Annotated in this window: 20 protein-coding genes; 3 read left to right on the top strand and 17 right to left on the bottom strand. The window is 68.9% G+C overall.

Annotation, left to right across the window (positions count from 1 at the left end; genetic code table 11):
* Positions 1-33 precede the first annotated feature (33 nt).
* The 3 genes from KF709_08980 to KF709_08990 all read left to right on the top strand — a co-directional run bounded on the left by KF709_08980 (position 34) and on the right by KF709_08990 (position 5,336).
* Positions 34-2,091: an FTR1 family protein gene (locus tag KF709_08980; protein MBX3174537.1), complete on the top strand. Its 2,058-nt coding sequence runs from the start codon at positions 34-36 to the stop codon at positions 2,089-2,091.
* A gap of 9 nt (positions 2,092-2,100) precedes the next feature.
* Complete coding sequence (locus tag KF709_08985) at positions 2,101-2,670, top strand: DUF2179 domain-containing protein (GenBank protein ID MBX3174538.1); 570 nt, start codon at positions 2,101-2,103, stop codon at positions 2,668-2,670.
* Between the two features lie 113 nt (positions 2,671-2,783).
* Entirely contained in the window at positions 2,784-5,336 is a 2,553-nt protein-coding gene (locus KF709_08990) for a carbohydrate binding family 9 domain-containing protein (protein ID MBX3174539.1), read from the top strand.
* A 47-nt stretch (positions 5,337-5,383) separates the two neighbouring features.
* On the opposite strand, the gene KF709_08995 is transcribed toward KF709_08990, so the two are convergent.
* From KF709_08995 to KF709_09075, 17 genes are all read right to left on the bottom strand, one after another.
* Entirely contained in the window at positions 5,384-6,205 is an 822-nt protein-coding gene (locus KF709_08995; protein ID MBX3174540.1) for a prolipoprotein diacylglyceryl transferase, read from the bottom strand.
* A gap of 63 nt (positions 6,206-6,268) precedes the next feature.
* Complete coding sequence (gene tsaD, locus KF709_09000) at positions 6,269-7,324, bottom strand: tRNA (adenosine(37)-N6)-threonylcarbamoyltransferase complex transferase subunit TsaD (GenBank protein ID MBX3174541.1); 1,056 nt, start codon at positions 7,322-7,324, stop codon at positions 6,269-6,271.
* 2 nt (positions 7,325-7,326) lie between these two features.
* Positions 7,327-7,755, bottom strand: coding sequence for a hypothetical protein (locus KF709_09005; protein MBX3174542.1), 429 nt, complete (start codon positions 7,753-7,755; stop codon positions 7,327-7,329).
* Complete coding sequence (locus tag KF709_09010; GenBank protein MBX3174543.1) at positions 7,752-8,306, bottom strand: TlpA family protein disulfide reductase; 555 nt, start codon at positions 8,304-8,306, stop codon at positions 7,752-7,754. Before KF709_09010 ends, KF709_09005 begins: the two co-directional genes overlap by 4 nt.
* Positions 8,303-8,977 carry a ribulose-phosphate 3-epimerase gene (locus KF709_09015; protein ID MBX3174544.1) on the bottom strand — a complete coding sequence of 225 codons (675 nt, stop codon included), beginning with the start codon at positions 8,975-8,977 and terminating at the stop codon, positions 8,303-8,305. Before KF709_09015 ends, KF709_09010 begins: the two co-directional genes overlap by 4 nt.
* Positions 8,977-10,302, bottom strand: coding sequence for a 16S rRNA (cytosine(967)-C(5))-methyltransferase RsmB (gene rsmB, locus KF709_09020; GenBank protein MBX3174545.1), 1,326 nt, complete (start codon positions 10,300-10,302; stop codon positions 8,977-8,979). Before rsmB ends, KF709_09015 begins: the two co-directional genes overlap by 1 nt.
* Positions 10,303-10,336: 34 nt before the next feature.
* Positions 10,337-11,275, bottom strand: coding sequence for a methionyl-tRNA formyltransferase (gene fmt, locus KF709_09025; GenBank protein ID MBX3174546.1), 939 nt, complete (start codon positions 11,273-11,275; stop codon positions 10,337-10,339).
* 81 nt (positions 11,276-11,356) lie between these two features.
* A complete protein-coding gene (gene def, locus KF709_09030; GenBank protein MBX3174547.1) occupies positions 11,357-11,956 on the bottom strand; it encodes a peptide deformylase in 600 nt (199 codons plus the stop codon).
* A gap of 5 nt (positions 11,957-11,961) precedes the next feature.
* Positions 11,962-12,318 (bottom strand): preprotein translocase subunit YajC, encoded by a 357-nt coding sequence (yajC, locus tag KF709_09035; protein MBX3174548.1) that lies wholly within the window; start codon positions 12,316-12,318, stop codon positions 11,962-11,964.
* A 33-nt stretch (positions 12,319-12,351) separates the two neighbouring features.
* Positions 12,352-13,410 carry a tRNA preQ1(34) S-adenosylmethionine ribosyltransferase-isomerase QueA gene (gene queA, locus KF709_09040; protein ID MBX3174549.1) on the bottom strand — a complete coding sequence of 353 codons (1,059 nt, stop codon included), beginning with the start codon at positions 13,408-13,410 and terminating at the stop codon, positions 12,352-12,354.
* A 77-nt stretch (positions 13,411-13,487) separates the two neighbouring features.
* Complete coding sequence (ruvB, locus tag KF709_09045) at positions 13,488-14,519, bottom strand: Holliday junction branch migration DNA helicase RuvB (protein ID MBX3174550.1); 1,032 nt, start codon at positions 14,517-14,519, stop codon at positions 13,488-13,490.
* Positions 14,520-14,529: 10 nt separating this feature from the next.
* Positions 14,530-15,129, bottom strand: coding sequence for a Holliday junction branch migration protein RuvA (ruvA, locus tag KF709_09050; protein MBX3174551.1), 600 nt, complete (start codon positions 15,127-15,129; stop codon positions 14,530-14,532).
* A 58-nt stretch (positions 15,130-15,187) separates the two neighbouring features.
* On the bottom strand, positions 15,188-15,700 hold the full coding sequence (gene ruvC, locus KF709_09055) for a crossover junction endodeoxyribonuclease RuvC (GenBank protein ID MBX3174552.1): 513 nt from the start codon (positions 15,698-15,700) through the stop codon (positions 15,188-15,190).
* 22 nt (positions 15,701-15,722) lie between these two features.
* Positions 15,723-16,466 carry a YebC/PmpR family DNA-binding transcriptional regulator gene (locus tag KF709_09060; protein MBX3174553.1) on the bottom strand — a complete coding sequence of 248 codons (744 nt, stop codon included), beginning with the start codon at positions 16,464-16,466 and terminating at the stop codon, positions 15,723-15,725.
* 125 nt (positions 16,467-16,591) lie between these two features.
* On the bottom strand, positions 16,592-17,689 hold the full coding sequence (locus KF709_09065) for a hypothetical protein (GenBank protein ID MBX3174554.1): 1,098 nt from the start codon (positions 17,687-17,689) through the stop codon (positions 16,592-16,594).
* Positions 17,686-19,026 carry a tetratricopeptide repeat protein gene (locus tag KF709_09070; GenBank protein MBX3174555.1) on the bottom strand — a complete coding sequence of 447 codons (1,341 nt, stop codon included), beginning with the start codon at positions 19,024-19,026 and terminating at the stop codon, positions 17,686-17,688. The genes KF709_09065 and KF709_09070 overlap by 4 nt, the downstream gene beginning before the upstream one ends.
* A gap of 8 nt (positions 19,027-19,034) precedes the next feature.
* Positions 19,035-19,847 carry a DnaB-like helicase C-terminal domain-containing protein gene (locus KF709_09075; protein MBX3174556.1) on the bottom strand — a complete coding sequence of 271 codons (813 nt, stop codon included), beginning with the start codon at positions 19,845-19,847 and terminating at the stop codon, positions 19,035-19,037.
* Positions 19,848-19,878 lie beyond the last annotated feature (31 nt).

Genomic DNA, 19,878 nt, shown 5'->3' on the forward strand with positions numbered 1-19,878 from the left:
TTTTTATTCGGGATTGCGCTAGGTTGAATCAGGATGTCATTGAGAACGATTCTCATCTACGCTTTCGGCGCGTTTGCGCTCCTCGCGCGGCCCTCCGTGGCCGCGGCGCAGGAGTCGCCCGCGCGCAGACTCGGCAACATCGTGGGCGTCGCCGCCGACGAGTATTCGAAGGGCGTTGATAGTGCCGGCCGCATCGTGCTGCAGGTGGAGTACGACGAGGCAGTCGCGTTCCTCGACGATGCGAAGTCGGTTGCCGCGCGCGTGTCCGACGAGCGTGCACCCAAGCTCGTCGCGCTGATCGAGCGCATGCAGGCGCAGGTCACCGCGCGCGTGGCGCCGGCAGACCTGCTCGCCACGCAAGTCGAGCTGGTGACACTGCTCGGCCCCGACGCCTCGCTCGATTTCCCGACGAAGGCCGTGGATCTGGCCGAGGGCCGCGCGATCTACGCGCAGCGCTGCGCCTCCTGCCACGGCGACGCCGGCGGCGGTGACGGGCCGGCTGCCCGCCGCCTGAACCCCGCGCCACCGGCGCTGGGTGACCGTGAACTGATGTTCGATGTCTCTCCGGCCACGATGTATCGCGTGGTGTCGGTCGGCATCCGCGGCACGTCGATGGCGGGCGCCGGCGACCTGACGCCGGCGCAGCGTTGGGCTGTCGTGACCTACGTGAACACGCTGCGCGCAAGCGCTGAGGAAGTCCGCCGCGGGGCCGCCGTGCTCGCCGAGCGATGCGTGACCTGCGGTGATGGTGCGGTGCCCGCCGGCCACACCTTTGGCTGGCTCGCGGAACGGCACGACCAGCAGCTGCTGACCGCGCTGGCGGCCGGCGAGGTCGAGCTTGGTCTCGACGCGCACCATCCGATCGATGGCGATGAGGCGCGCGCCGTGGTAGCGGCGCTGCGCGCGAATCCCCGCGTGGTCGAACTGCCCACGCGCACACCCCGCGTCGTTGCCGCCGAAGTGCTTGCGATCCTCGATCGCGCAATCTCGACTGCGAACGAGGGCAACGCGTCGGCGGCTGGCGACCTGGCCTTCGACGCCTACGTGGCTTTCGAGCCACTCGAGGCCAAGGTGCGCACGCAGGACCCCGGCCTTGTCGCGATGCTCGAGCGCCACTTCGCCGACTTCAAGGGCGCGGTCGTGCGCGGCGACGTCGTCGGCGCCGGCACGGCGCGTGCGCGCATCTCCGGTGGATTGCCGCAGATCGTGGAGCGCGCCGAGCGCGCGCCGAGCGGCTGGGGCGCGTTCCTCGAGTCGCTGCTGATCATCCTGCGCGAGGGCTTCGAGGCAATCCTCATCGTCGGCGCGATCATCGCCTTCCTCGTGCGCACGGACAACCGCTCGCGCGTGCGCGAGGTCTGGGCGGGTGTGGGTGTCGGCGTCCTGGCCAGCGCCGTGCTGGCCGTGGTCCTTCGCACGGCGCTGGCCAATGCTCCGGCCAGCCGCGAGGTGATCGAAGGAGCGACGATGCTCGTTGCGGTGGCCGTGCTGTTCTCGGTCTCGTATTGGCTGCTGACCAAGGTTGAAGTGGCGGCGTGGCAGCGCTTCATCCGCGAGAAAGTCGGTACGGCGCTCTCGGCTGGCGGCGCCACGGCACTGGCATCGGCCGCATTCCTCGCGGTATTCCGCGAGGGCGCGGAGACCGCGCTGTTCTACCAGGCGCTGCTCTCGCGGGGCCCGCAGGTGATCCCGCCGATGCTGGGCGGCCTCGCACTTGGCTCGCTGCTGCTCGTCGCGCTGTGGGTCGGGATCCAGCGTTTTGGGCTCCGCATTCCGCTCCGCGCCTTCTTCGGCACTACCAGCGCCTTGCTCTACACGCTGGCGTTCATCTTCATGGGCAAGGGCCTGCGCGAGCTGCAGGAAGGCAACCTGCTCGGCATCACGCCCATCGAAGGCGGGCCCTATCTGGGGGCGCTTGGCATCTTCCCAAGCGTGGAGACGCTCGTCGGCCAGGGCTTGATGCTGCTGCTTGCGATCGTCGCCTTGGTGCTGACCCTGCGCTCGCGCCCTGCGACCACGGCTGCCGCGGCCCCGCAGGCCAGCACCGACTCGCCGGCGCCACGCGCGGCGGAGGCTGAGGCCGGGCTTTAGCTTTCGGGTATGGAAGCCCTGTTCGCGTCCCCGTGGGGGGCGCTGTTCATCTACCTCGCGCGCATCGTGGACGTCTCCTGCGACACGATGCGCGTTCTGTTCACCGTGCGGGGCAAGCGCAGCATCGCCGCGCTATTGGGCTTCATTCAGGCCCTCGTGTGGATCTTCGCCGTCGGCGCGGCCATCCGACATCTCGATAGCTGGGTGCACGTCGTCGCCTATGCGGCCGGCTACGCCACCGGCACGATGACGGGCATCACCATCGAGCGCTTCATCGCCTACGGCGTGGCGCAGGTGCGCATCATCACGCGCGGACACGGGGATGCGATTGCCACGGCCCTGCGCGACCTGGGCTTCGGCGTCACCGTGATTCGCGGCGAGGGCCGCTCGGGTGCCGTGGACGTCCTGCACACCTTGGTGCAGCGGTCGCAGGTGCAGGTTGTGATGCGCGTGGTGGACGACCACGACCGGGTGGCGATGGTGACCGTGGAAGAGCCGAGGGCCGTGCGCGGCGGCTTCGTGGACACGCGCGAGTGGCGCGTCCCGCTGCCTTGGGAGCGGACGCGGCAGCGTGTCTAGCGGCAAACCGGTCGCAAGCGAAACCATTTTCCGGTAAGTGCTGTCGTAGGGGTTGTCCCTTCGCCCCTCACACGATGCGCCTGCGGCCCCACCGGACCGTTCTCGTCGCCGCTATGCTCGCGGCCACCGCTACCGCAGCTTCCGCCCAGGAAGATGCCAGCCCCAGCACGGCAGCCCGTACGCGAGCCGCGATCTCGGTTGCCGGCGCCCGCAGCGCTCAGGCGGCGCGGACGCAGACTCCGCCGACCATCGACGGCCGCCCCGACGACGCCGGTTGGCGCGACGCGCCGGTGATCGACCAGTTCCTCGAGTACGAACCGCAGATGGGGGCGGAACCGCGTTTCCGCACGGAGATCCGCGTCCTCTACGACGACCACTACCTGTACGTGATGGGCCGGATGTTCGATCCGGCGCCCGACTCCATCATCTCGCTACTCAGTCGGCGTGACGTGCGCACGGAATCCGAGCAGCTCAAGCTGGTCATCGATTCCTACCACGACCGCCGCACGGCCTACCAGTTCATCCTGAACCCGGCGGGCACCAAGCGCGACTTCTACGTCTACAACGACAACACCGAGGACGCGACCTGGGATGCCGTCTGGGATGGTGCCGCGCGCGTGGATTCTCTCGGCTGGGTGGCGGAGTTCCGGATTCCGTTCAGCCAGATGCGCTTCGCCGAGCGCGACGAGCACACGTTCGGACTGCTGGTGGTGCGTGACGTCGCCCGCACCCGGCAACGCATCTCCTGGCCGTTGTTCGACCGAAACAAGCAGGGCTACGTCTCGCAGGCGGGCGACATCTCGGGCATCGCGGGGCTGTCACAGCCCCGCCGGCTCGAGGTGCTGCCGTATCTCGTCACGAAGAACGTCACGCTGCCGCAGGCGGGTGGCGGCTGGTCGCACCCGCAGGAGCAGACCATCGGCGCGGACGTGAAATGGGGGCTGACCTCGAACCTCACGATGGACGCCACGCTGAATCCGGACTTCGGGCAGGTGGAAGCGGACCCCGCCGTGCTCAACCTCTCGGCCTTCGAACAGTTCTTTGAGGAGCGACGTCCGTTCTTCCTCGAGGGTGCGGGCATCTTCAACTTCCGCACCTCCTGCGGCGACATCGATACCGGCTGCCGCGGGCTGTTCTACTCCCGCCGCATCGGTCGCGCGCCGCAGCTTGGCGGCGTCTACAGCGCGGCCGGCAACGCCACCTCCTCGCGCGTGCTCGGGGCGGCAAAGCTGTCGGGGCGGCTGTCCAACGGGCTGAACATCGGTGTGCTCAACGCGGTGACCGCCGACGAGCACGGGAGCCTCGGCCGCACCATCGAGCCGCAGACGAACTACGCCGTCGTGCGGCTACTGCAGGACCTCAACGAGGGCCGCAGCGGCGTGGGGGCGATGTTCACCGCGGTCAATCGCAGCCTCGACGCCGACACGAAGGACTTTCTGCGGCAGTCGGCCTACACAGGTGGGCTCGACCTGCGCCAACGGTTCTTCGAGAACAGGTACGAGCTTACGGCTTCGCTCAGCGGCAGTGTGATCGATGGCAGCGCGGACGCCATCGCCGCGACGCAGCGCGACGGCGTGCACCGCTACCAACGGCGCGACGACCGCCTGACCTACGATCCGACGCGCACGCAGCTGCTCGGCGACGCCCAGCGCCTGACGGTCTCCAAGTTCGGCGGCGGCATCACCCGCTTCCAGACCGTGCTGCAGCGCTTCTCGCCCGGTTTCGAGATCAACGACCTCGGATTTCAGACGCGCGCGGACGAGCAGATGCTGCGGAATTGGTTCTCGTTGCAGTTCAATACGCCGACGCGCGCGTTCCGCCGCTTCTTCATGAACTTCAACACGATGAGCACCTGGACCACGCAGGGGCTCCCGACGCGCCAGAGCCTGAATACCAATTGGCACATGGAGCTGCCGAACACGCATTGGCTGCACTTTGGGCTCAACGGCGACCTCCCAGGCACCTTCGACGACCGCAGCGCGCGCGGCGGCGTGGCCTTCCGTCGGGCGTCCACGTTCGAAGTCTGGGGCGGCTGGGAAGGCGACCGGCGGGTCTGGTACACCCCGGTGTTGTTCGGCGGTATGTGGCGCGGCGACGAGTGGGCCTCGCGCGGCGGCTGGCTTGATGCCGGCTTCCAGTTCCGCGCCGGCCCGCAGTTCTCGGCCTCGCTCAGTCTCAACGCCCAGCGTAGCCTCAACGACTCGCAGTGGTTCGAGAACTTCGGCGACGTCTCGACGGACACGGCGCACGTGACCTTCGCGCAGCTCGACCAGTGGACGGTCGGCATCACCTCGCGCATCAACTACACGGTGACGCCGAACCTCTCGCTTCAGGTCTATGCCCAGCCATTCGCGAGCGTCGGCGACTTCTCCGAGTGGAAGGAGCTCAGCGACACCCCGCGCGCCACGCGCTATGCGGATCGCTTCCAGCCCTACGGCGGCGGCGCGGATCCGGGTGGCGTGAACTTCAAGCAGCTGCGCACCAACACGGTACTGCGCTGGGAGTATCGCCCAGGTTCGATCCTCTTCCTGGTCTGGCAGCAGGGGCGCGACGCCTTCGCCGGAAATCCCACGGATTTCAGCTTCCGCCGCGACTTCGGCGACCTACTGGCCCTGCACCCCAACAACACCTTCCTGCTGAAGATGTCGTACTGGTTCAATCCGTAAGCGAGGCGCGCCGTCGGTGGTCCCGATGCCACCGCCGCGACACGCGACTATGCCTTGCGGATTGCGGGCCGCCCCTCTCCCGGGGTGGCCCGCATCGCCATCCAGGCCAGGCCCGCGCAGGCGAAGCCGATCGCAATCATCTGCGCGACGGTGAAGGGACCGAAGAAGCGGTCATCCTTGGCGCGGAAGAACTCCACGACGAAGCGCTCGAGGCCGGCCAGAACGCAGTAGGCTCCGAACAGCCAGCCCGTGGCGTGCTTGTGGTCGCGGAAGCGCCAGAGGATGAAGAACATCAGCAGGCCCATCGCCGTCTCGTAGAGCTGCGTGGGGTGCACGGCCATCACCTGCGTCGGTGGCAACCCGGCCAGGTCCTTCGCACCGAACTCCATCAGGTTCGCCACCGTGCTCGGCGGCGCACCGTCGGGGAAGGCCACGGCCAGCGGACCGTCCCAGGCGCGGCCGTAGTCGTCGCCCACCGCCCAGCAGCCGCTGCGGCCCACGCTGTACGCCGCCGCGAGACCCGGCGCCGAGGCGTCGGAGATCTGCGCGAAGCTGGCCTTTTTGTAGAGGATGACGCCGGCCGAGGCCACGATGCCGCCGATGAGTCCGCCCCAGAACACGAAGCCGGCGCGCGAGAAGATCGCCGTGGGGTCACCCGTGAGAATCGCGTAGTAGAGCTTCGCGCCGCCAAGCCCGCCAATCACCGCCGCGACGGTGACGTCGCCCATGATGTTCGGATCCTCGCCGCGCGCCTCAAGGTTCTCGCTGGCCACCATCTGGCCGATCACGAACGCGAGCAGCATCGCCACGCCGAAGCCGGTGAGCTGCAGCGGGCCGAAGTCGTAGGCGAAGGGGATGTGCGTGAACATTGAGGCGGGTGAGGCGGTGACTGGGCGGCTCGGCGTCGGCCGCAGCGATGTGCCGAACTGAAGCTAACGCGCAGCCGCGGGGGCAGCGACGAGCCCCGGAATCGGTTGCGATGAGTAGGCGTTGAGCGACCAGTCGTCGCGCTGGCCCAGCTCCAGGCGGAAGAGCGCCGCAGCGGCGATCATCGCGGCGTTGTCGGTTGCCAAGCGCGGCGTGGGTGCAAAGACCTCGGCGCCAAGCTCAGCAGCCGCCTCACGCATCGCGGCGACCAGCGTGCCGTTGCAGGCGACACCTCCGCCGAGCACGATGCGCTCTCGCGCCTTGGCGCGTGCCGCGCGGATGGTCTTGGTCACGAGCGTGTCCACCAGCGAGTCCTGGAATCCGCGAGCGATGTGCGCCTTCTCGGCCTCGAGGTCCGCGGCGCCCTGCACGGCCAGCAGCACCGCCGTCTTCAAGCCGCTGAATGAGACGTCGTAGTAGTCGCGATCCCCCTCGCGTTGGCCGCCGTGCAGCATCGGACGCGTGAAACGGTGGCGTTTCGGGTCGCCGTCGCGCGCGAGCGCCTCGAGATGGCGACCGCCCGGGTAGGGCAACCCGAGCAGCTTCGCCGCCTTGTCGAAGGCCTCGCCGGCGGCGTCATCGCGCGTGCGGCCGAGGAGTTCGTAGCGGCCCCAGTCGGGAACGTCGAGCAACAGCGTGTGGCCGCCGGACACAAGCAAGGCCGTGAACGGAGGCGTGGCATTCGGATGCTCAAGCGCGGTGGCAAAGAGGTGCCCCTCCATATGGTGCACTCCAACCACCGGCTTGCCCGTCGCGAAGGCGAGCGCCTTGGCATAGCTCACGCCGACCAGCAGCGCGCCGACGAGTCCCGGCGCGTGGGTTACGGCGATGGCGTCGATGTCATCGAGCGAGACATTCGCATCGCGCAGCGCCTGATGCGTGACGGGCACGATGGCCGTGAGATGCTCCCGCGACGCGATTTCCGGCACCACGCCGCCGAACACACGATGGATATCCTGCGAGAGGATGACCAGCGCCTCCAGACGTGGCTCGGCTGCCGTGCCGCTGACGACGGCGGCCGAGGTCTCGTCGCAGGAGCTCTCGATGCCGAGCACGCGCACGGTCAGCGGTCCCCGTCCGAGGCGGAAATGGACCGCAGGCGCAGAGTCACCGCGCTCGGCCGCACCTCGCGGGCGGTTGCCTGCACGCCCAGCGGGAACTCCACGTCCGCCGGCTGGAGGACGAGGCGCACACGCGTGCTCCCGTTCTCCTCCACGCGCCGCCGCACGATCGGCGGATGCGTGCTGAGCTTGAGCAGCTCGCGAGTGCGTCCGGAGACCACGACCTGCACGGAGTCCGGTGCGCCGCCCACGAGCTCCATCGCCCCGTCGACCACGGGCGCGAAACGCACGGTCATCACGACTTCACGTGGTTCCTCCCCGCGCACCAGCACCCAGAGCAAGAGGGCAAGGACGAGGGCCGCGAGCTTGGTCGGCAGCCGCTCGGTGAAGGCCGCCACAAACCGCGAGCGCGGCGCGGCGGCGGCGCTCATCGCGGCGCCGGCTCCGCGAGCAGCCGCTCCAGGAACGCGACGTTCGCCGGGCTGGACCAGTTGTCGGCACCGATCACCCGTCGCCGCAGCTTTCCGTCACGCCCGATGATGAACGTCTCCGGCACACCGGTGGTCTGGTACTCCTGTTGGATGCGACCCGGCGCGTCGTGGAGGATCTCGAAGCTGAGCTTGTACTCCTCGGCGAAATCGTTGATGGCCCGCTCCATACCGGCCACGTCAACGCTCACGGCAACGATGCGCAGGCCCTTGGGACCGAGCTGCTCCTCCAACTCCTGCATCGACGGCATCTCGACGCGGCAGGGGCCGCACCAGGTGGCCCAGATGTTGAGCAGGACGACCTCGCCCTCGTAGTCGTCGATGCCCTTCGCCTCAGCGCCAGCGGCCATTGGCACGGCGCTGAAGTCCGGTGCGTCATCGCCGATACGCAGTGGGAAGAGTTCGGCGCCCAACTGCGAGCTGGCGACGAATAGGCCAATGCCGAGCACCAACACCACGGCGCCCACCACGCCCCACTGCCCGCGCAGCGTCACGCCTGTTCCGCGCAGAGCGCGCGCAGGGCGCGGATCTCGGCGGCCGGGTCCTTGGCGGAGAAGACCGCGTTGCCCGCCACGAAGGTTTCGGCGCCCGCGCGCCAGCAGGCGGTGATGGTCTCGCGCGCGATGCCGCCGTCGATCTCCAGCACGGCCTTGGAACGCGTGGCGTCCAGCAGCTGCCGCGCCCGCGCGACCTTGTCCACCGAGCCGGGGATGAACTTCTGCCCACCGAAGCCGGGGTTCACGCTCATGATGAGCAAGAGATCCAAATCCGCGGCGCACTCGCGCAGCATGTCCAGCGAAGTGCTCGGATTCAGCGTCGCGCCCGCCTTGGCGCCCAGCTCCTTGATGCGCATCAGCTGGCGGTGCAGGTGCGGCGCAGTCTCGACGTGGATCGTGATGGTCTCGGCACCGGCCTTGATGAAGCTCTCGAAGTACTTCTCCGGCTCCACCACCATCAGGTGGCAGTCGAGCGGAAGCTTCGTGAGCTTGCGGCAGGTCTCGATGACCTTGGCGCCGAAGGTCAGGTTCGGCACGAAGACGCCGTCCATCACGTCCACGTGCAGCCAGTCGGCGCCGCCTTCCTCGAGCATCGCGAGGTCCTCGGCGAGCTTGCCGAAGTCCGCCGAGAGCAGCGAGGGTGCGATGCGAACACTGCGGGCGGGCATCAGGCCTGGCCCCGGCGGAGACGCGCGGCGAAGGATCCATCGGCGCCGTGGCGTTGCGGCAGTACGCGCAGGCGACCGGCGTCGAGCACGGTCTCCGGCACGGTGCCAGCCGGCGGCGGTTCCAGCGTCCAGCCCGGATGATCGGCGAGGAAGGACTCGACCTGTGCGTCGTTCTCCTCCGGCTCCAGCGAGCAGGTGGAAAAGATGAGCAGGCCGCCGGGCTTCACGCACTTGGCCGCGCCGCGCAGCACGGCGCGCTGCGTGGCGCCCATCACCGCGAGGTCACTGGTCTTGAGGCGCCAGCGCGCGTCCGGATGCCGACGGAAGGTGCCGGTGCCGGTGCAGGGCGCATCCACGAGCACGGCGTCGAACTCGCCGAGCGTACCGTCGCGCGCGTCGGCGACGACGGGGTCCACGTTCTCGAGCTCCAGCCGGTTGATCGTTTCGATGATCCGCGTGATGCGGCTCTCGTTGGCGTCCGCGGCAGTGACGTGGGCAGCGCGGCGCGAGAGCTCGACCGACTTGCCGCCCGGCGCGGCGCAAACATCGGCGACGCGTGCGCCTTCGGGCACAGCGGCGTAACGCGTCACCAGCGTGGCCGCCGGGTCCTGCACGAAGCAGCGCCCCTGCTGGAACGCGCCCAGCGCAGTGAGCACGGTGCCCGGCGCCAGCGTCAGTGAGTCATCAACCAAGGGGGCATCGCTGACGGCGACGCCGGAGTTCTCGAGCATGGCCTCGAGCTGCTCGCGCACGACGCCCCAGGGCCGCACGATCAGCGGCGCCTCGCGGTTGTTTGCCTCGAGCAGCGCGCGCGTCTCATCGGCGCCCCAGCGGGCCACCCAGCGCGCCACCAACCAACGCGGATGCGAGTACTCGATGGCCAAGGCCTCCACCGGATCCGACGGCAGCACGGTGCCGAGATCCTCGCGCTCGCGGTCCAGTCGCCGCAGCACGGCGTTGGCCAACTTGCTTGCGCCGATTCCGTGCCGCTGCTTGGCCAGCTCCACTGTCTGCGCGATGGCGGCGTAAGCGGGCACGCTGTTCATCTCGAAGAGCTGGTAGGTGCCGAGCCGCAGCAGGTCGGCCAGGTCCGCATCGAGGCGCGCAATCCCACCGCGCACGCGCGTCGAGAGCAGATGGTCAATCCAGCCGCGCTTGCGCAGCATCCCCCACACCAGTTCCTGCGTCCAGCGGCGGTCGCGGGCATCGAGCTCCGCGGCGCGGCGGTCGAAGGCGGCATCAAGCAGCATCCCACCACGGAGATCCGTGAGGGTCTCGGCGGCGGCGATGCGGGCGTCGGTCACGAGGGAGAGGGTACTGGGCATACCCTCGAAAGATAGTCGGTTTGGGGGCGGCTCCCTACTCTGGCAGCGCCCACTCGTCTCCCACGGACACGCCGCGGCCCTGAGCCCAGTCGAGCGCCGCCAGCCGACGTCGTCCGGCGGGGTGCACGGTCTCCACGGCCACCGCCCCGGTGCCGCAGGCGACCACCATCCCCATCTCGCCGACTTCGAGCACTTCTCCCGGCCCGCCGCGGCGATCGCTCAGCACGCGCACGCCGAAGAGCCGCGTCTCGACGCCGTTCACCGAGCTCCAGGCGCCAGGCCGCGGGTCGAAGGCACGGATTGCCCGCGCCACCTCGACGGCGGGCCGCCGGAAGTCGAGGCGCGCCATCGCGCGGTCGATCTTGGGCGCGAACGTCACCAGCGCCGCGTCCTGCTCGCGCTCCTCGATTGCCCCAAGCTCCGACAACGCGAGGAACTCGATGATGGTCTCGGCGCCGAGCTCCGAGAGCGCGAGCGTGAGCTCGCCGCCCGTCATTTGCTTGGGGATTGGAATTCGCGATTCGTGCAGCACTGGTCCCGCGTCCAGCTGCAGCACCATGCGCTGGATGCTCACGCCGGTTTCGACATCGCCCGCGAGTATGGCCGCCTGGATCGGAGCGGCGCCTCGCCAGCGCGGCAGCAGCGAGGCGTGGATGTTCACCGTGCCGCGCGCGGGCACGTCAATCACATCCTGGCGCAGGATGTGGCCGTAGGCGACGACGACGCTGAGGTCGGGCTCGAAGGCCTTGATCTGCGCAATGAACTCGTCGCCGCGCGGCCGCTCCGGCTGCAGCACCGGGATGCCCTCGGCAAGCGCAATCTCCTTCACTGGCGGCGGCACCAGCGTGGAGCGCGAGCGGCCCTGCGGACGGTCGGGTTGGGTCACCACGGCCACGACGTCGTGGCCCTCGCCAATCAGCGCGCGCAGCGGCGGCGCGGCGAAGTCAGGGGTGCCCCAGAAGAGGATCCGCATACACGAAAACTGTAGTGGCGGGCTCCAGGCCGCACGGGCCGCGGCGACACCGGCGGGTGCGCGGCCGCAGCGCGGCCGGCGTCAGAGGTCCGTGGCGGGAGTTGCAGCGGCGCCGGAGTCGCCGGTCGCGTCGGCGGTGGTCGCCGGCTTCGACTCCCGGTCTCCCGGCTTCAGGATGCGCAGGAGGTTCGGGTACTTCTCCTTCTCGTCATCCCAGGTCCCCAGGGCGCGCCGACGATTCAGGAAGCTCAGGTGGTCGATGAACAGCTTGCCGTCGAGGTGGTCCAGTTCGTGCTGTAGGCACACGGCGAGCAACTCCGTTCCCTCGACCTCGAAGGGCTGTCCATCAAGCCCCAGCGCGCGGACCTTCACGTAAGCCGAGCGCTCTACCCAGCCGAAGACCTCTGGGATGGAGAGACAGCCCTCTTCCCATTTGATCTTGCCGTCGCGCGCGATGATCTCGGGATTGAACAGCGCCACCGATACATCACCGACCTCGACCACGCAGAGCCGCTCGTTGCGCCCCACCTGCGGCGCGGCGAGCCCCACGCCGTCGGCGGCGCGCATCGTGTCGAACATGTCGGCAGCGAGCTGGCGCAACTCGTCCGTCACCTCCGTCACCGGCGTGGTGACCTGACGGAGGATCGGCGCGCCGAGGACGGTGATCGGGAGGACCGCCATACTGATTAGCTGGCGGCCTCGCTGCCGCCCACCGAAGCAATGCGCCCGCGCGTCACGACAAGTCGCGACTCGCCCGACTTGATGGTGATGTGGTCACCGAGCCCGGACTGTGGCGCGCCGTCCTTGAGGCCTTCCTTGATGTGGATGACCTCGCCGACGATGCCGCCGGCGGTGACGACCTGGTCGCCCTTCTTGATGGCGAGGATTGAGGCCTCGTGAGCCTTCCGCTGCTTCTGCTGCGGACGGATCATCAGGAAGTAGAAGATCGCGAAGATCGCGCCGATCTGAAACAGGAACGGGGCGAGCGAGGAGCCGCCGCCAGCGGGGGCAGCCTGCGCGAAGATGAGATGCAGTGCGGACATTCTGGTCTTGGTTCGAGGTTCGCTGAAAGCTAATCAGGCCAGCAGCATCGCATCGCCGTACGAGTAGAAGCGGTAGCCCTCGCGCACGGCGGTCTCGTAGGCCTGCATGGTGAGCTCGTAGCCGGCGGTGGCCGCCACCAGCATCAGCAGGGTGGAGCGGGGCAGATGAAAGTTCGTGACGAGCAGGTTGGCGGATTGCACTGCGGCCGGGGGCCGGATGAAGATGCGGGTCTCGCCGCTGCCGGCCGCGTACGACCCGTCTGGGCGCCAGACGCTCTCCAGCGTGCGTAGCGACGTGGTGCCCACTGCGCAGACGCGATTGCCTGCACGTCGCGTTTCCTCGAGCAGGCGCGCCGTCTCCACCGGGACGTCGTACCACTCCTCGTGCATCTGGTGCTCGGCGGGGTTCTCGACCTCGACGGGCTTGAACGTGCCGGCCCCGACGTGCAACAGCACCTCCGCGCGGCGCACACCCTTTGTGTCGAGCGCAGCCAACAGCTCGGGCGTGAAGTGCAGCCCGGCGGTTGGTGCGGCGACCGAGCCTTCCTGTCGCGCGTAGACCGTTTGGTAGCGTTCCACGTCCGCTGGGCGATCTGCGCGCTCGATGTACGGCGGCAGCGGCACGTGACCGTGCTCGGCGACCGCGCGGCGCTCGGCGCTGCGGTCTCCGGCGGCGGCGCCCTCGACGTGCAGCTGGACAAGACGCGTCCCGCGATCGGTCGGCGCTAGGATCTCGGCGCGGAAACCAGGTGCAAACGTGACGATGCGGCCCGGCTTGAGCTTCGCGCCCGGCTGCACCATGGCTTCCCAACAGCCGTCGCCAGCCTCCCGCAGCAGCAACACCTCGGCCGGCGCGCCTGAGTCGCGCTTGCCGAGCAGTCGCGCACGAAACACGCGCGTGGTGTTGAGCACCAGCGCATCGCCGGCGCGGAGGAACTGCGGCAGGTCGCGAAAGCGGTGATGCGAGATCCGGCCGCTCGCGCGGTCCACGACCATCAGGCGGCTCTCGTCGCGACGGTCCAGCGGCGACTGCGCAATCTGCTCGGGCGGAAGCTCGAAGTCGTAGTCGGAGGTGCGAAGGCCGCGCGTCATCGGCGAATCGTGGGACGGGGTGCGGGGCGGCGGCCGGCGTCGAGGCGACACCGCTGCGCGCGGCGCGCCATCAGTCCCTAGAAGAGATCCGACTGCGCATCCGCCGGCCGATTCGGCGGCGGAAAGCCGAGATGGCGATACGCCTGCGCCGTGGCCTGTCGCCCGCGCGGCGTGCGCTGCAGGAAGCCGTGCTGCACGAGGAAGGGCTCGTAGACCTCCTCGAGCGTGTCCGCATCCTCGCCGACCGCCGCGGCGATCGTCCCAACGCCCACCGGCCCGCCGTCGAACTTCTCGATAATGGCGCGCAGCAGGCGCGTGTCCATTTCGTCGAGCCCGAACTCGTCCACGTCGAGCATCGCCAGCGCCTCACGGGCGACGTCGCGCGAAATGTGCCCGTCGGCCTTCACCTGGGCGTAGTCGCGCACCCGGCGCAGCAGGCGATTCGCGACGCGGGGCGTCCCACGCGCGCGGCGTGCCAGCTCCTGCGCGCCGGCGGCGTCGAGGCCCGAGCCGAGCACCGCTGCCGTGCGGTGCACGATCTCCTCGACCTCCTCGGCGGGATAGTAGTTCAGCCGCAGTTCGATGCCGAAGCGCGCACGCAGCGGCGCGGTGAGCATGCCCAGCCGTGTCGTCGCGCCGATCAAGGTGAAGCGCTCGATCGGCATTGTGATCGTCTGCGCCTTCGGGCCCTCGCTGAGCCGGATGTCGATCTTCCAGTCCTCCATCGCCGGATACAGGAACTCGTCGATCACCGGCCGCAGGCGATGGATCTCATCAATGAAGAGGATGTCGCCGGCGCGCAGGTTGGTGAGCGTACCGACGAGGTCGCCGGGCTTCTCGAGCGCAGGTCCACTCGTGGCGTAGATGTTCACACCCATCTCGCGGGCAATCAGCTCGGCCAGCGTGGTCTTGCCGAGCCCCGGTGGCCCGAAGAGCAGCGTGTGGTCCAGCGGCTCGCGCCGTGCCAGGGCGGCGTCCACATAGATGCGCAGTGCATCCTTCACCTTGGACTGGCCGATGAACTCGGCCAGGCGCTGTGGGCGCAGCGAGAGTTCGACGACCGATTCGTCGGCCAGCGATTCCGGTGTGGTGATCTCGGCGCGGCTCATCGTCGGGAATCTACTTGGCGAGCGCCGCCAGCGACCGGCGGATCAGGTCCGCCGTGGTCTCGCCCTTCGGCGCGCCATCCAGTGAGGCGCGCACCGCACGCTCGGCGTCGGCGGGCTGGTAGCCCAGGGCCAGAAGCGCGCGCACAGCGTCGGCCGACGGGCCGCCGCTGGCAATCGGCGCGCCGGGCGCCGCTCCGTTCGCTGCGGCGTCGAGCTTGTCGCGCAGCTCGAGTACCAGACGCTCAGCGAGCTTCTTGCCCACGCGGGGAACTCGCGTCAGCGTGGCGAGGTCGCCCTCGCGCACCGCGCGCACGAGTCGCGCGCCGGTGAGCGTGGAGAGCAGGTTCATCGCGAGCGCGGGGCCGACGCCTGTGGTGCCCATCAGGCGCTGGAACAGTTTGCGCTCCTCTGCCGTGGCGAAGCCGTAGAGTGTGGTGGCATCCTCGCGCACGACCATCGCCGTGTGCAGCGAGAGTTCGCCGCCCACGCGGGGCAGGGATTCGAGCACGCCCAGCGGCACCAGGACTTCGTAGGTGACGCCGCCGCCGGTGGTGAGTTCGATGCGATCGATGCCGTGGCCGGCAAGCGTGCCGGCGAGCCGCGAGATCATCGGCGGTCTCCGCGAGACTGCGTACGGCGATGACAGCGTGCGTCCGTGCTGGCAGCGATCATCTCGCGCTCCTGTCCCGGCGTGCGCCGGCAATCGCTCCCTCGACGCGTAGCCGCATCGCACAGGTCAACGCTGCCGCCACGCCGTCGGCGGCGTCGGCGGGCTGCGGGGCGGTCTTCAGGCGCAGAAGCTTGGTGAGCATGAACTGGATCTGGGTCTTGGTCGCGGCGCCGGTGCCGGCAATCGCCTTCTTGATCTCTGCCGGCGGATACTCGTGAATCTCGATGCCCGCGCGCGCGCCGGCCAGCAGGATGACACCGCGAGCGTGGCCGAGCACCAAGGTCGTGCGCACGTTGCGCGCGTAGAAGACGTCCTCGACTGCCATGGCGCCTGGACGGTGCCGCTCCACCAGCTCGCCGACGCCGTCGGCAATGTCACGCAGACGCTCGGGCAGCGGGCGGTCGGCCTTGGTGCGAATCACGCCACACTCGACCAACTCCGGCGTGGTCCCCGCGCGCACCACGCCGTAGCCAGTGACCGCGGTGCCGGGGTCGATCCCGAGGATCAGCACGCCGGCCGGCGCGTCGCCGCGGTCACGACTGCGACATCTCCGAGACGTCCATGTCGAAGTTCGCGTCCACCTTCTGCACGTCGTCGAGGTCCTCGAGCGTTTCCAGCAGCTTGACGAGCTGCGCGGCCTGCTCGCCCTCCACGCGGACCGTGCTCTTCGGGATCCAGGCCAGCTCGGCCTCGCTGGCCACCAAGCCCGCCTCCTCGAGCGCCTGTTTCACCGCGTGCAGGTCCGCGGGTGCCGTGCTGATGGTGAACTGGCCGTCCTCGGCCACGAAGTCCTCGGCGCCGGCTTCCAGCGCCTGCTCCATCACCGTGTCCTCGTCGCGACCCTCGGCGGCCACGTAGATCTGGCCCTTGCGGTCGAACATGAATGCCACGGAGTTCACGGCGCCCAAGTTGCCGCCGCCGCGCGAGAGCTTCGCACGGACCTCGGCCACGGTGCGCGTCGGATTGTCGCTGAGCGCCTGGATCATCAGGGCGACGCCGCCCGGTCCGTAGGCCTCATACAGCACCTCGCTGTAGTCCACACCCTCGAGCTCGCCCGTGCCCTTTTTCACGGCACGCTCGATGTTCTCCTTGGGGCAGGACTGTGCCTTGGCGTTTTCAATGGCGGTGCGCAGGCGCGGGTTGCCCGCTGGATCGCCTCCACCAGCCTTGGCGGCGACGGTGATCTCACGCAGCAGCTTCGTGAACTTGGCGCCGCGCTTGGCGTCGGCGGCCGCCTTGTAGTGCTTGATCTGCTTCCACTTGCTATGGCCAGCCATATCGGACGTACGCTGAGGGGAATCCGGCGCGGTGCCGAAGAGGGGCCGCGCAACCTGCAGGGAATCTAAAACCAGCGGGGGGCGGTCGCCGCGTGGCAACCGCCCCCCGCCTCAGGCCGCACCTATCAGTTGTAGCGCGCCGTGAGCGTGAACCGCAGGCCGCTCACCTTGGTCCCCGTTCCATCCGCCACGGAGTACACGGTGCCGGTGCTGTAGCCGAGCCCTGGGAACAGCGAGATCGCACCAGCCGGCACCCGCACGCGGAACCCAAGGCTGGTGAGGTTGCCGGCACGTGCGCCGCCCACCTGCCATAGCCGCGTCTCGATGTTCGGCTGCACGAGAAAGTTCGCGACCTCGAAGCTCACCGCACCCGCCACGTTGAACACGTTCTCCTTCGGGGCATCGCCGCCGAGCTGCTGGCCCTCGAGGCGATACAGGTTCCAGGCGCTGAGGAACACGTCGGTGCCGCGCAACGGAAAGCTCCAGCCCGCCGTGGCGATGAGCCGGTCGCCCGTGCTGTAGGTCGTGGTGTCCGCGAGATCCTCGCCGAACGCGGAGTAGGTGAGGCCAAGCTGCACCTGTCCGTTGCCCGCTGGCCGGTCGGCGCTGAGACGCAGGCGGTACTCATCCGCTGGCTGGAAGCGAAACTCGTCTGACGCCACCGTGAAGGCCGCGAACTCCGCCGACTTCCGCAGGCTCGCGCCGATGCCGAGGTTCCACATGCCAGCCGGGCGCGCATAGGCCAGGCCGCCGGTGGCCGCGAAGCCGTTGCCCATCGACGAGATGGGATAGAACAGGAAGTCGTTGCCAATCTGCCCCGCCGCTTCCTGCTGATCTTCCGCGACAGAGTACTGGCCCGTCGGCAGGTTCAGGCCAAGTGTGAACAGCACCTGGTCGGAGAAGAGGCGCAGGTTGGCACGCAACTGCGTGTCGGTGAGTCCGTTGATTTCGCTGACGGTGCTGTCGCCCGCGCTGACCGTGCTGGTGGCGTAGGCCGTCGTGATGTCAACGGTGAAGCGCTCCGTGAACGGCAGCACCAGCACGATGGGAATCGCGAACTGGTCCACGCTGCGCTTTGCCGCGCCGGAGCCGAAGGTCAGCCCCGCGTAGGTCGGCTGCAGGATGACCGCGGTCTCCTCGAGTCCCTGCGCGCCCAGCGGCGCCGCGACGAACAGGGCGGCCGCCAGAGCCAGCCGGCGAGTGGCGTGTGAGGTCTGGATCACGGGCGGCGGATGATGACGGTGACGGTGCCCGTGCGGGCCACCGGTGAGTCAGTGCCGGTCGTCGTGCTGGTCGGATCACGCTGCGGTGCCGCCGGTGAGCCGCTGGGTCTGTTGGTGTTCGAGATTGGCGAGACGGTCGGCGGATTCACGTCCTGCACCGTGTTGCGCAGGGTGTTCTCGATCAGCGGCGCATCGGCGATGCCCCGTTCGGCGGCGGCGACCTGCTGGCCCTCGCTGCTGCCCGAGAGGCTGGACTCGATGTTGGCAGTCGAAATCTGCGCGCCCGCCATCGCCGCCTGCGCCGCGTTGAACCGCGCGGATGCCGCACCGAAGCCCGGGTCCAGTCCGCGCGCCTCGTCAAAGAATCGTGAGGCGTCCTCGAAGCGGCCGTCGTCGGAGGCCTGCAGGCCGCGGCTATAGGCAAGGAAGGCGTTCAGGTTGCTCGTCGCCTGCCGGTCCACCAGTTGCCGCTCGGCCGGCGTCAGGGTCACGCCGAGCTGATCGAAGATCTGGAACACCAACTGCTTCTGCATCGCGAAGATGTTGTCCAGCGAGTTCGTGACCTGCACCGGCGCCGTGAGTTGCGATGTGGAGACGTCCACGATCCGCGACGCGAGGGTGAGCTCGTTGCCGCCCTGAATCATCGAACCGTTCACCAATCGCCCGGCCTGCATGAGGCGGCCGGCGCGCACCGCAGAGCTCGAATCCACTCGGCCGGACTGGCCCAGTGCGATCTCGTCGGCGAGTGCCTGCATGCGGTCGCGCTCCACGATGGTCAGCTGCGACGAGCGTGAGAGGTCTGTGATGACGAGATCCGCGAGGCCACGCTCAAGCGGGGCCAGCTGTTCGGCATCAGGACCCTCGAACTTGAAGGGCGGCACGGCGATGGTGCGCGGGTTGCCGGGCGTTTGCGAGAGCCGGGCTTCATTGGCCACCGCCGCCTTTGCCGCGGCCTCCGCCTCGGCCGCCGACATCGCCACCAGGCGCTCACGGATCTGGTTGCGCACGCGACGCGTCCGACCGACGCGCAGGTAGCTGTCGTAGGCGTTGCGGGCGCCCGTGTAGTCCTGCAGTTGCTCGGCGCTCAGCCCGGCATACAGCGCGCTGACGCCGTCGCGTGGGTCCAGCTGTCGCGCCTGGTCCAGCACCGTGCGCGCGTCGGCATAGCGCTGAGCCTTGTAATAGGCCACGCCCAGCGCCCGCAGCGCCGCGACGTTGCGTGGGTTCGCCGCGCGGGCGGCTTCCAGCCGCGCGATCGGGTCAGACCGCTGCGCCTTAGCCGCGGGGGCGGCCAACGCGAGCAGGGACAGGACAAGCAGGACTCGTTGGATGCGCATCACATCTCCTAGCGATCGGGGTCGAGCATATCCTCGAACCGCAACCACTGCTTGTAGAAATACAGGTCCACGTAACCCGTGGTGCCGTTTCGGTTCTTGCGTACGAGCAACTCGGTGCCGCCTTCCACGCCGTAGCCGGGCGCGTACATCTCCTCGCGGTAGATGGCGAGCACGATGTCCGCGTGCTGCTTCACGGCATCGAGCGCGCCGAAATCCTCCAGTGCCGGCCGCGGATCCTGTCGACCCCGCGTCCAGTGCGGCAGGTGTGCCGTGACCAGGACTGTCACGCTGAGCGACAGTGCGGCCGACTTCAATGCCCACACCGCCGCCGCGAGTGCCTCATCCTTCGTCGCCGATGCACCAGCCAATGCCTGCAACGCATCGACCACAACCACCTGCGCGTCCAATGCGCGAAACCGCTCCACCAGACCGTCCAAGGGGTCGGCCCCAAGCGCCTCGATCCGCGGCGCCCGGTCCCGCAGCCGCAACGCGGCTGCTCCGACGCCAGCCCGGGTCAGCTCGTCCAGCTTTCCCTGCCGCAGGTCGTCAACGCGCACGCGCCCTTCAAGGGCCAACGCGCGCTCCATCACGCGCTCGGCCGTCATCTCGCCAGTCAGGAACGCAACCTTGGTGCCGGACTGCGCCATGCGTAGCGCCATCGCCAGCGCCAAGGCCGACTTGCCGCTGCCGACATCGCCGCCGAGCACCACCAGATCCCCCTGCCGAATGCCGCCGCCAAGCCAGCGGTCCACGCTCGGAAAGCCGGTGGCGACCGAATCGGTCGACGGCTCACCGTCCGAGGCGAGGTCCACCCGCCGCATGACGCGGGAAATGGGGGAGATGTCGTTACTG

Source organism: Gemmatimonadaceae bacterium (assembly GCA_019637445.1).
Lineage (GTDB): Bacteria > Gemmatimonadota > Gemmatimonadetes > Gemmatimonadales > Gemmatimonadaceae > Pseudogemmatithrix.

Coding starts and splice junctions, on each gene's coding strand:
- KF709_08980 (MBX3174537.1), top strand. CDS start 34: ATGTCATTGAGAACGATTCTCATCTACGCTTTCGGCGCGTTTGCGCTC.
- KF709_08985 (MBX3174538.1), top strand. CDS start 2,101: ATGGAAGCCCTGTTCGCGTCCCCGTGGGGGGCGCTGTTCATCTACCTC.
- KF709_08990 (MBX3174539.1), top strand. CDS start 2,784: ATGCTCGCGGCCACCGCTACCGCAGCTTCCGCCCAGGAAGATGCCAGC.
- KF709_08995 (MBX3174540.1), bottom strand. CDS start 6,205: ATGTTCACGCACATCCCCTTCGCCTACGACTTCGGCCCGCTGCAGCTC.
- KF709_09005 (MBX3174542.1), bottom strand. CDS start 7,755: ATGAGCGCCGCCGCCGCGCCGCGCTCGCGGTTTGTGGCGGCCTTCACC.
- KF709_09015 (MBX3174544.1), bottom strand. CDS start 8,977: ATGCCCGCCCGCAGTGTTCGCATCGCACCCTCGCTGCTCTCGGCGGAC.
- rsmB (MBX3174545.1), bottom strand. CDS start 10,302: ATGCCCAGTACCCTCTCCCTCGTGACCGACGCCCGCATCGCCGCCGCC.
- fmt (MBX3174546.1), bottom strand. CDS start 11,275: ATGCGGATCCTCTTCTGGGGCACCCCTGACTTCGCCGCGCCGCCGCTG.
- def (MBX3174547.1), bottom strand. CDS start 11,956: ATGGCGGTCCTCCCGATCACCGTCCTCGGCGCGCCGATCCTCCGTCAG.
- yajC (MBX3174548.1), bottom strand. CDS start 12,318: ATGTCCGCACTGCATCTCATCTTCGCGCAGGCTGCCCCCGCTGGCGGC.
- queA (MBX3174549.1), bottom strand. CDS start 13,410: ATGACGCGCGGCCTTCGCACCTCCGACTACGACTTCGAGCTTCCGCCC.
- ruvB (MBX3174550.1), bottom strand. CDS start 14,519: ATGAGCCGCGCCGAGATCACCACACCGGAATCGCTGGCCGACGAATCG.
- ruvA (MBX3174551.1), bottom strand. CDS start 15,129: ATGATCTCGCGGCTCGCCGGCACGCTTGCCGGCCACGGCATCGATCGC.
- KF709_09060 (MBX3174553.1), bottom strand. CDS start 16,466: ATGGCTGGCCATAGCAAGTGGAAGCAGATCAAGCACTACAAGGCGGCC.
- KF709_09070 (MBX3174555.1), bottom strand. CDS start 19,026: ATGCGCATCCAACGAGTCCTGCTTGTCCTGTCCCTGCTCGCGTTGGCC.
- KF709_09075 (MBX3174556.1), bottom strand. CDS start 19,847: ATGCGGCGGGTGGACCTCGCCTCGGACGGTGAGCCGTCGACCGATTCG.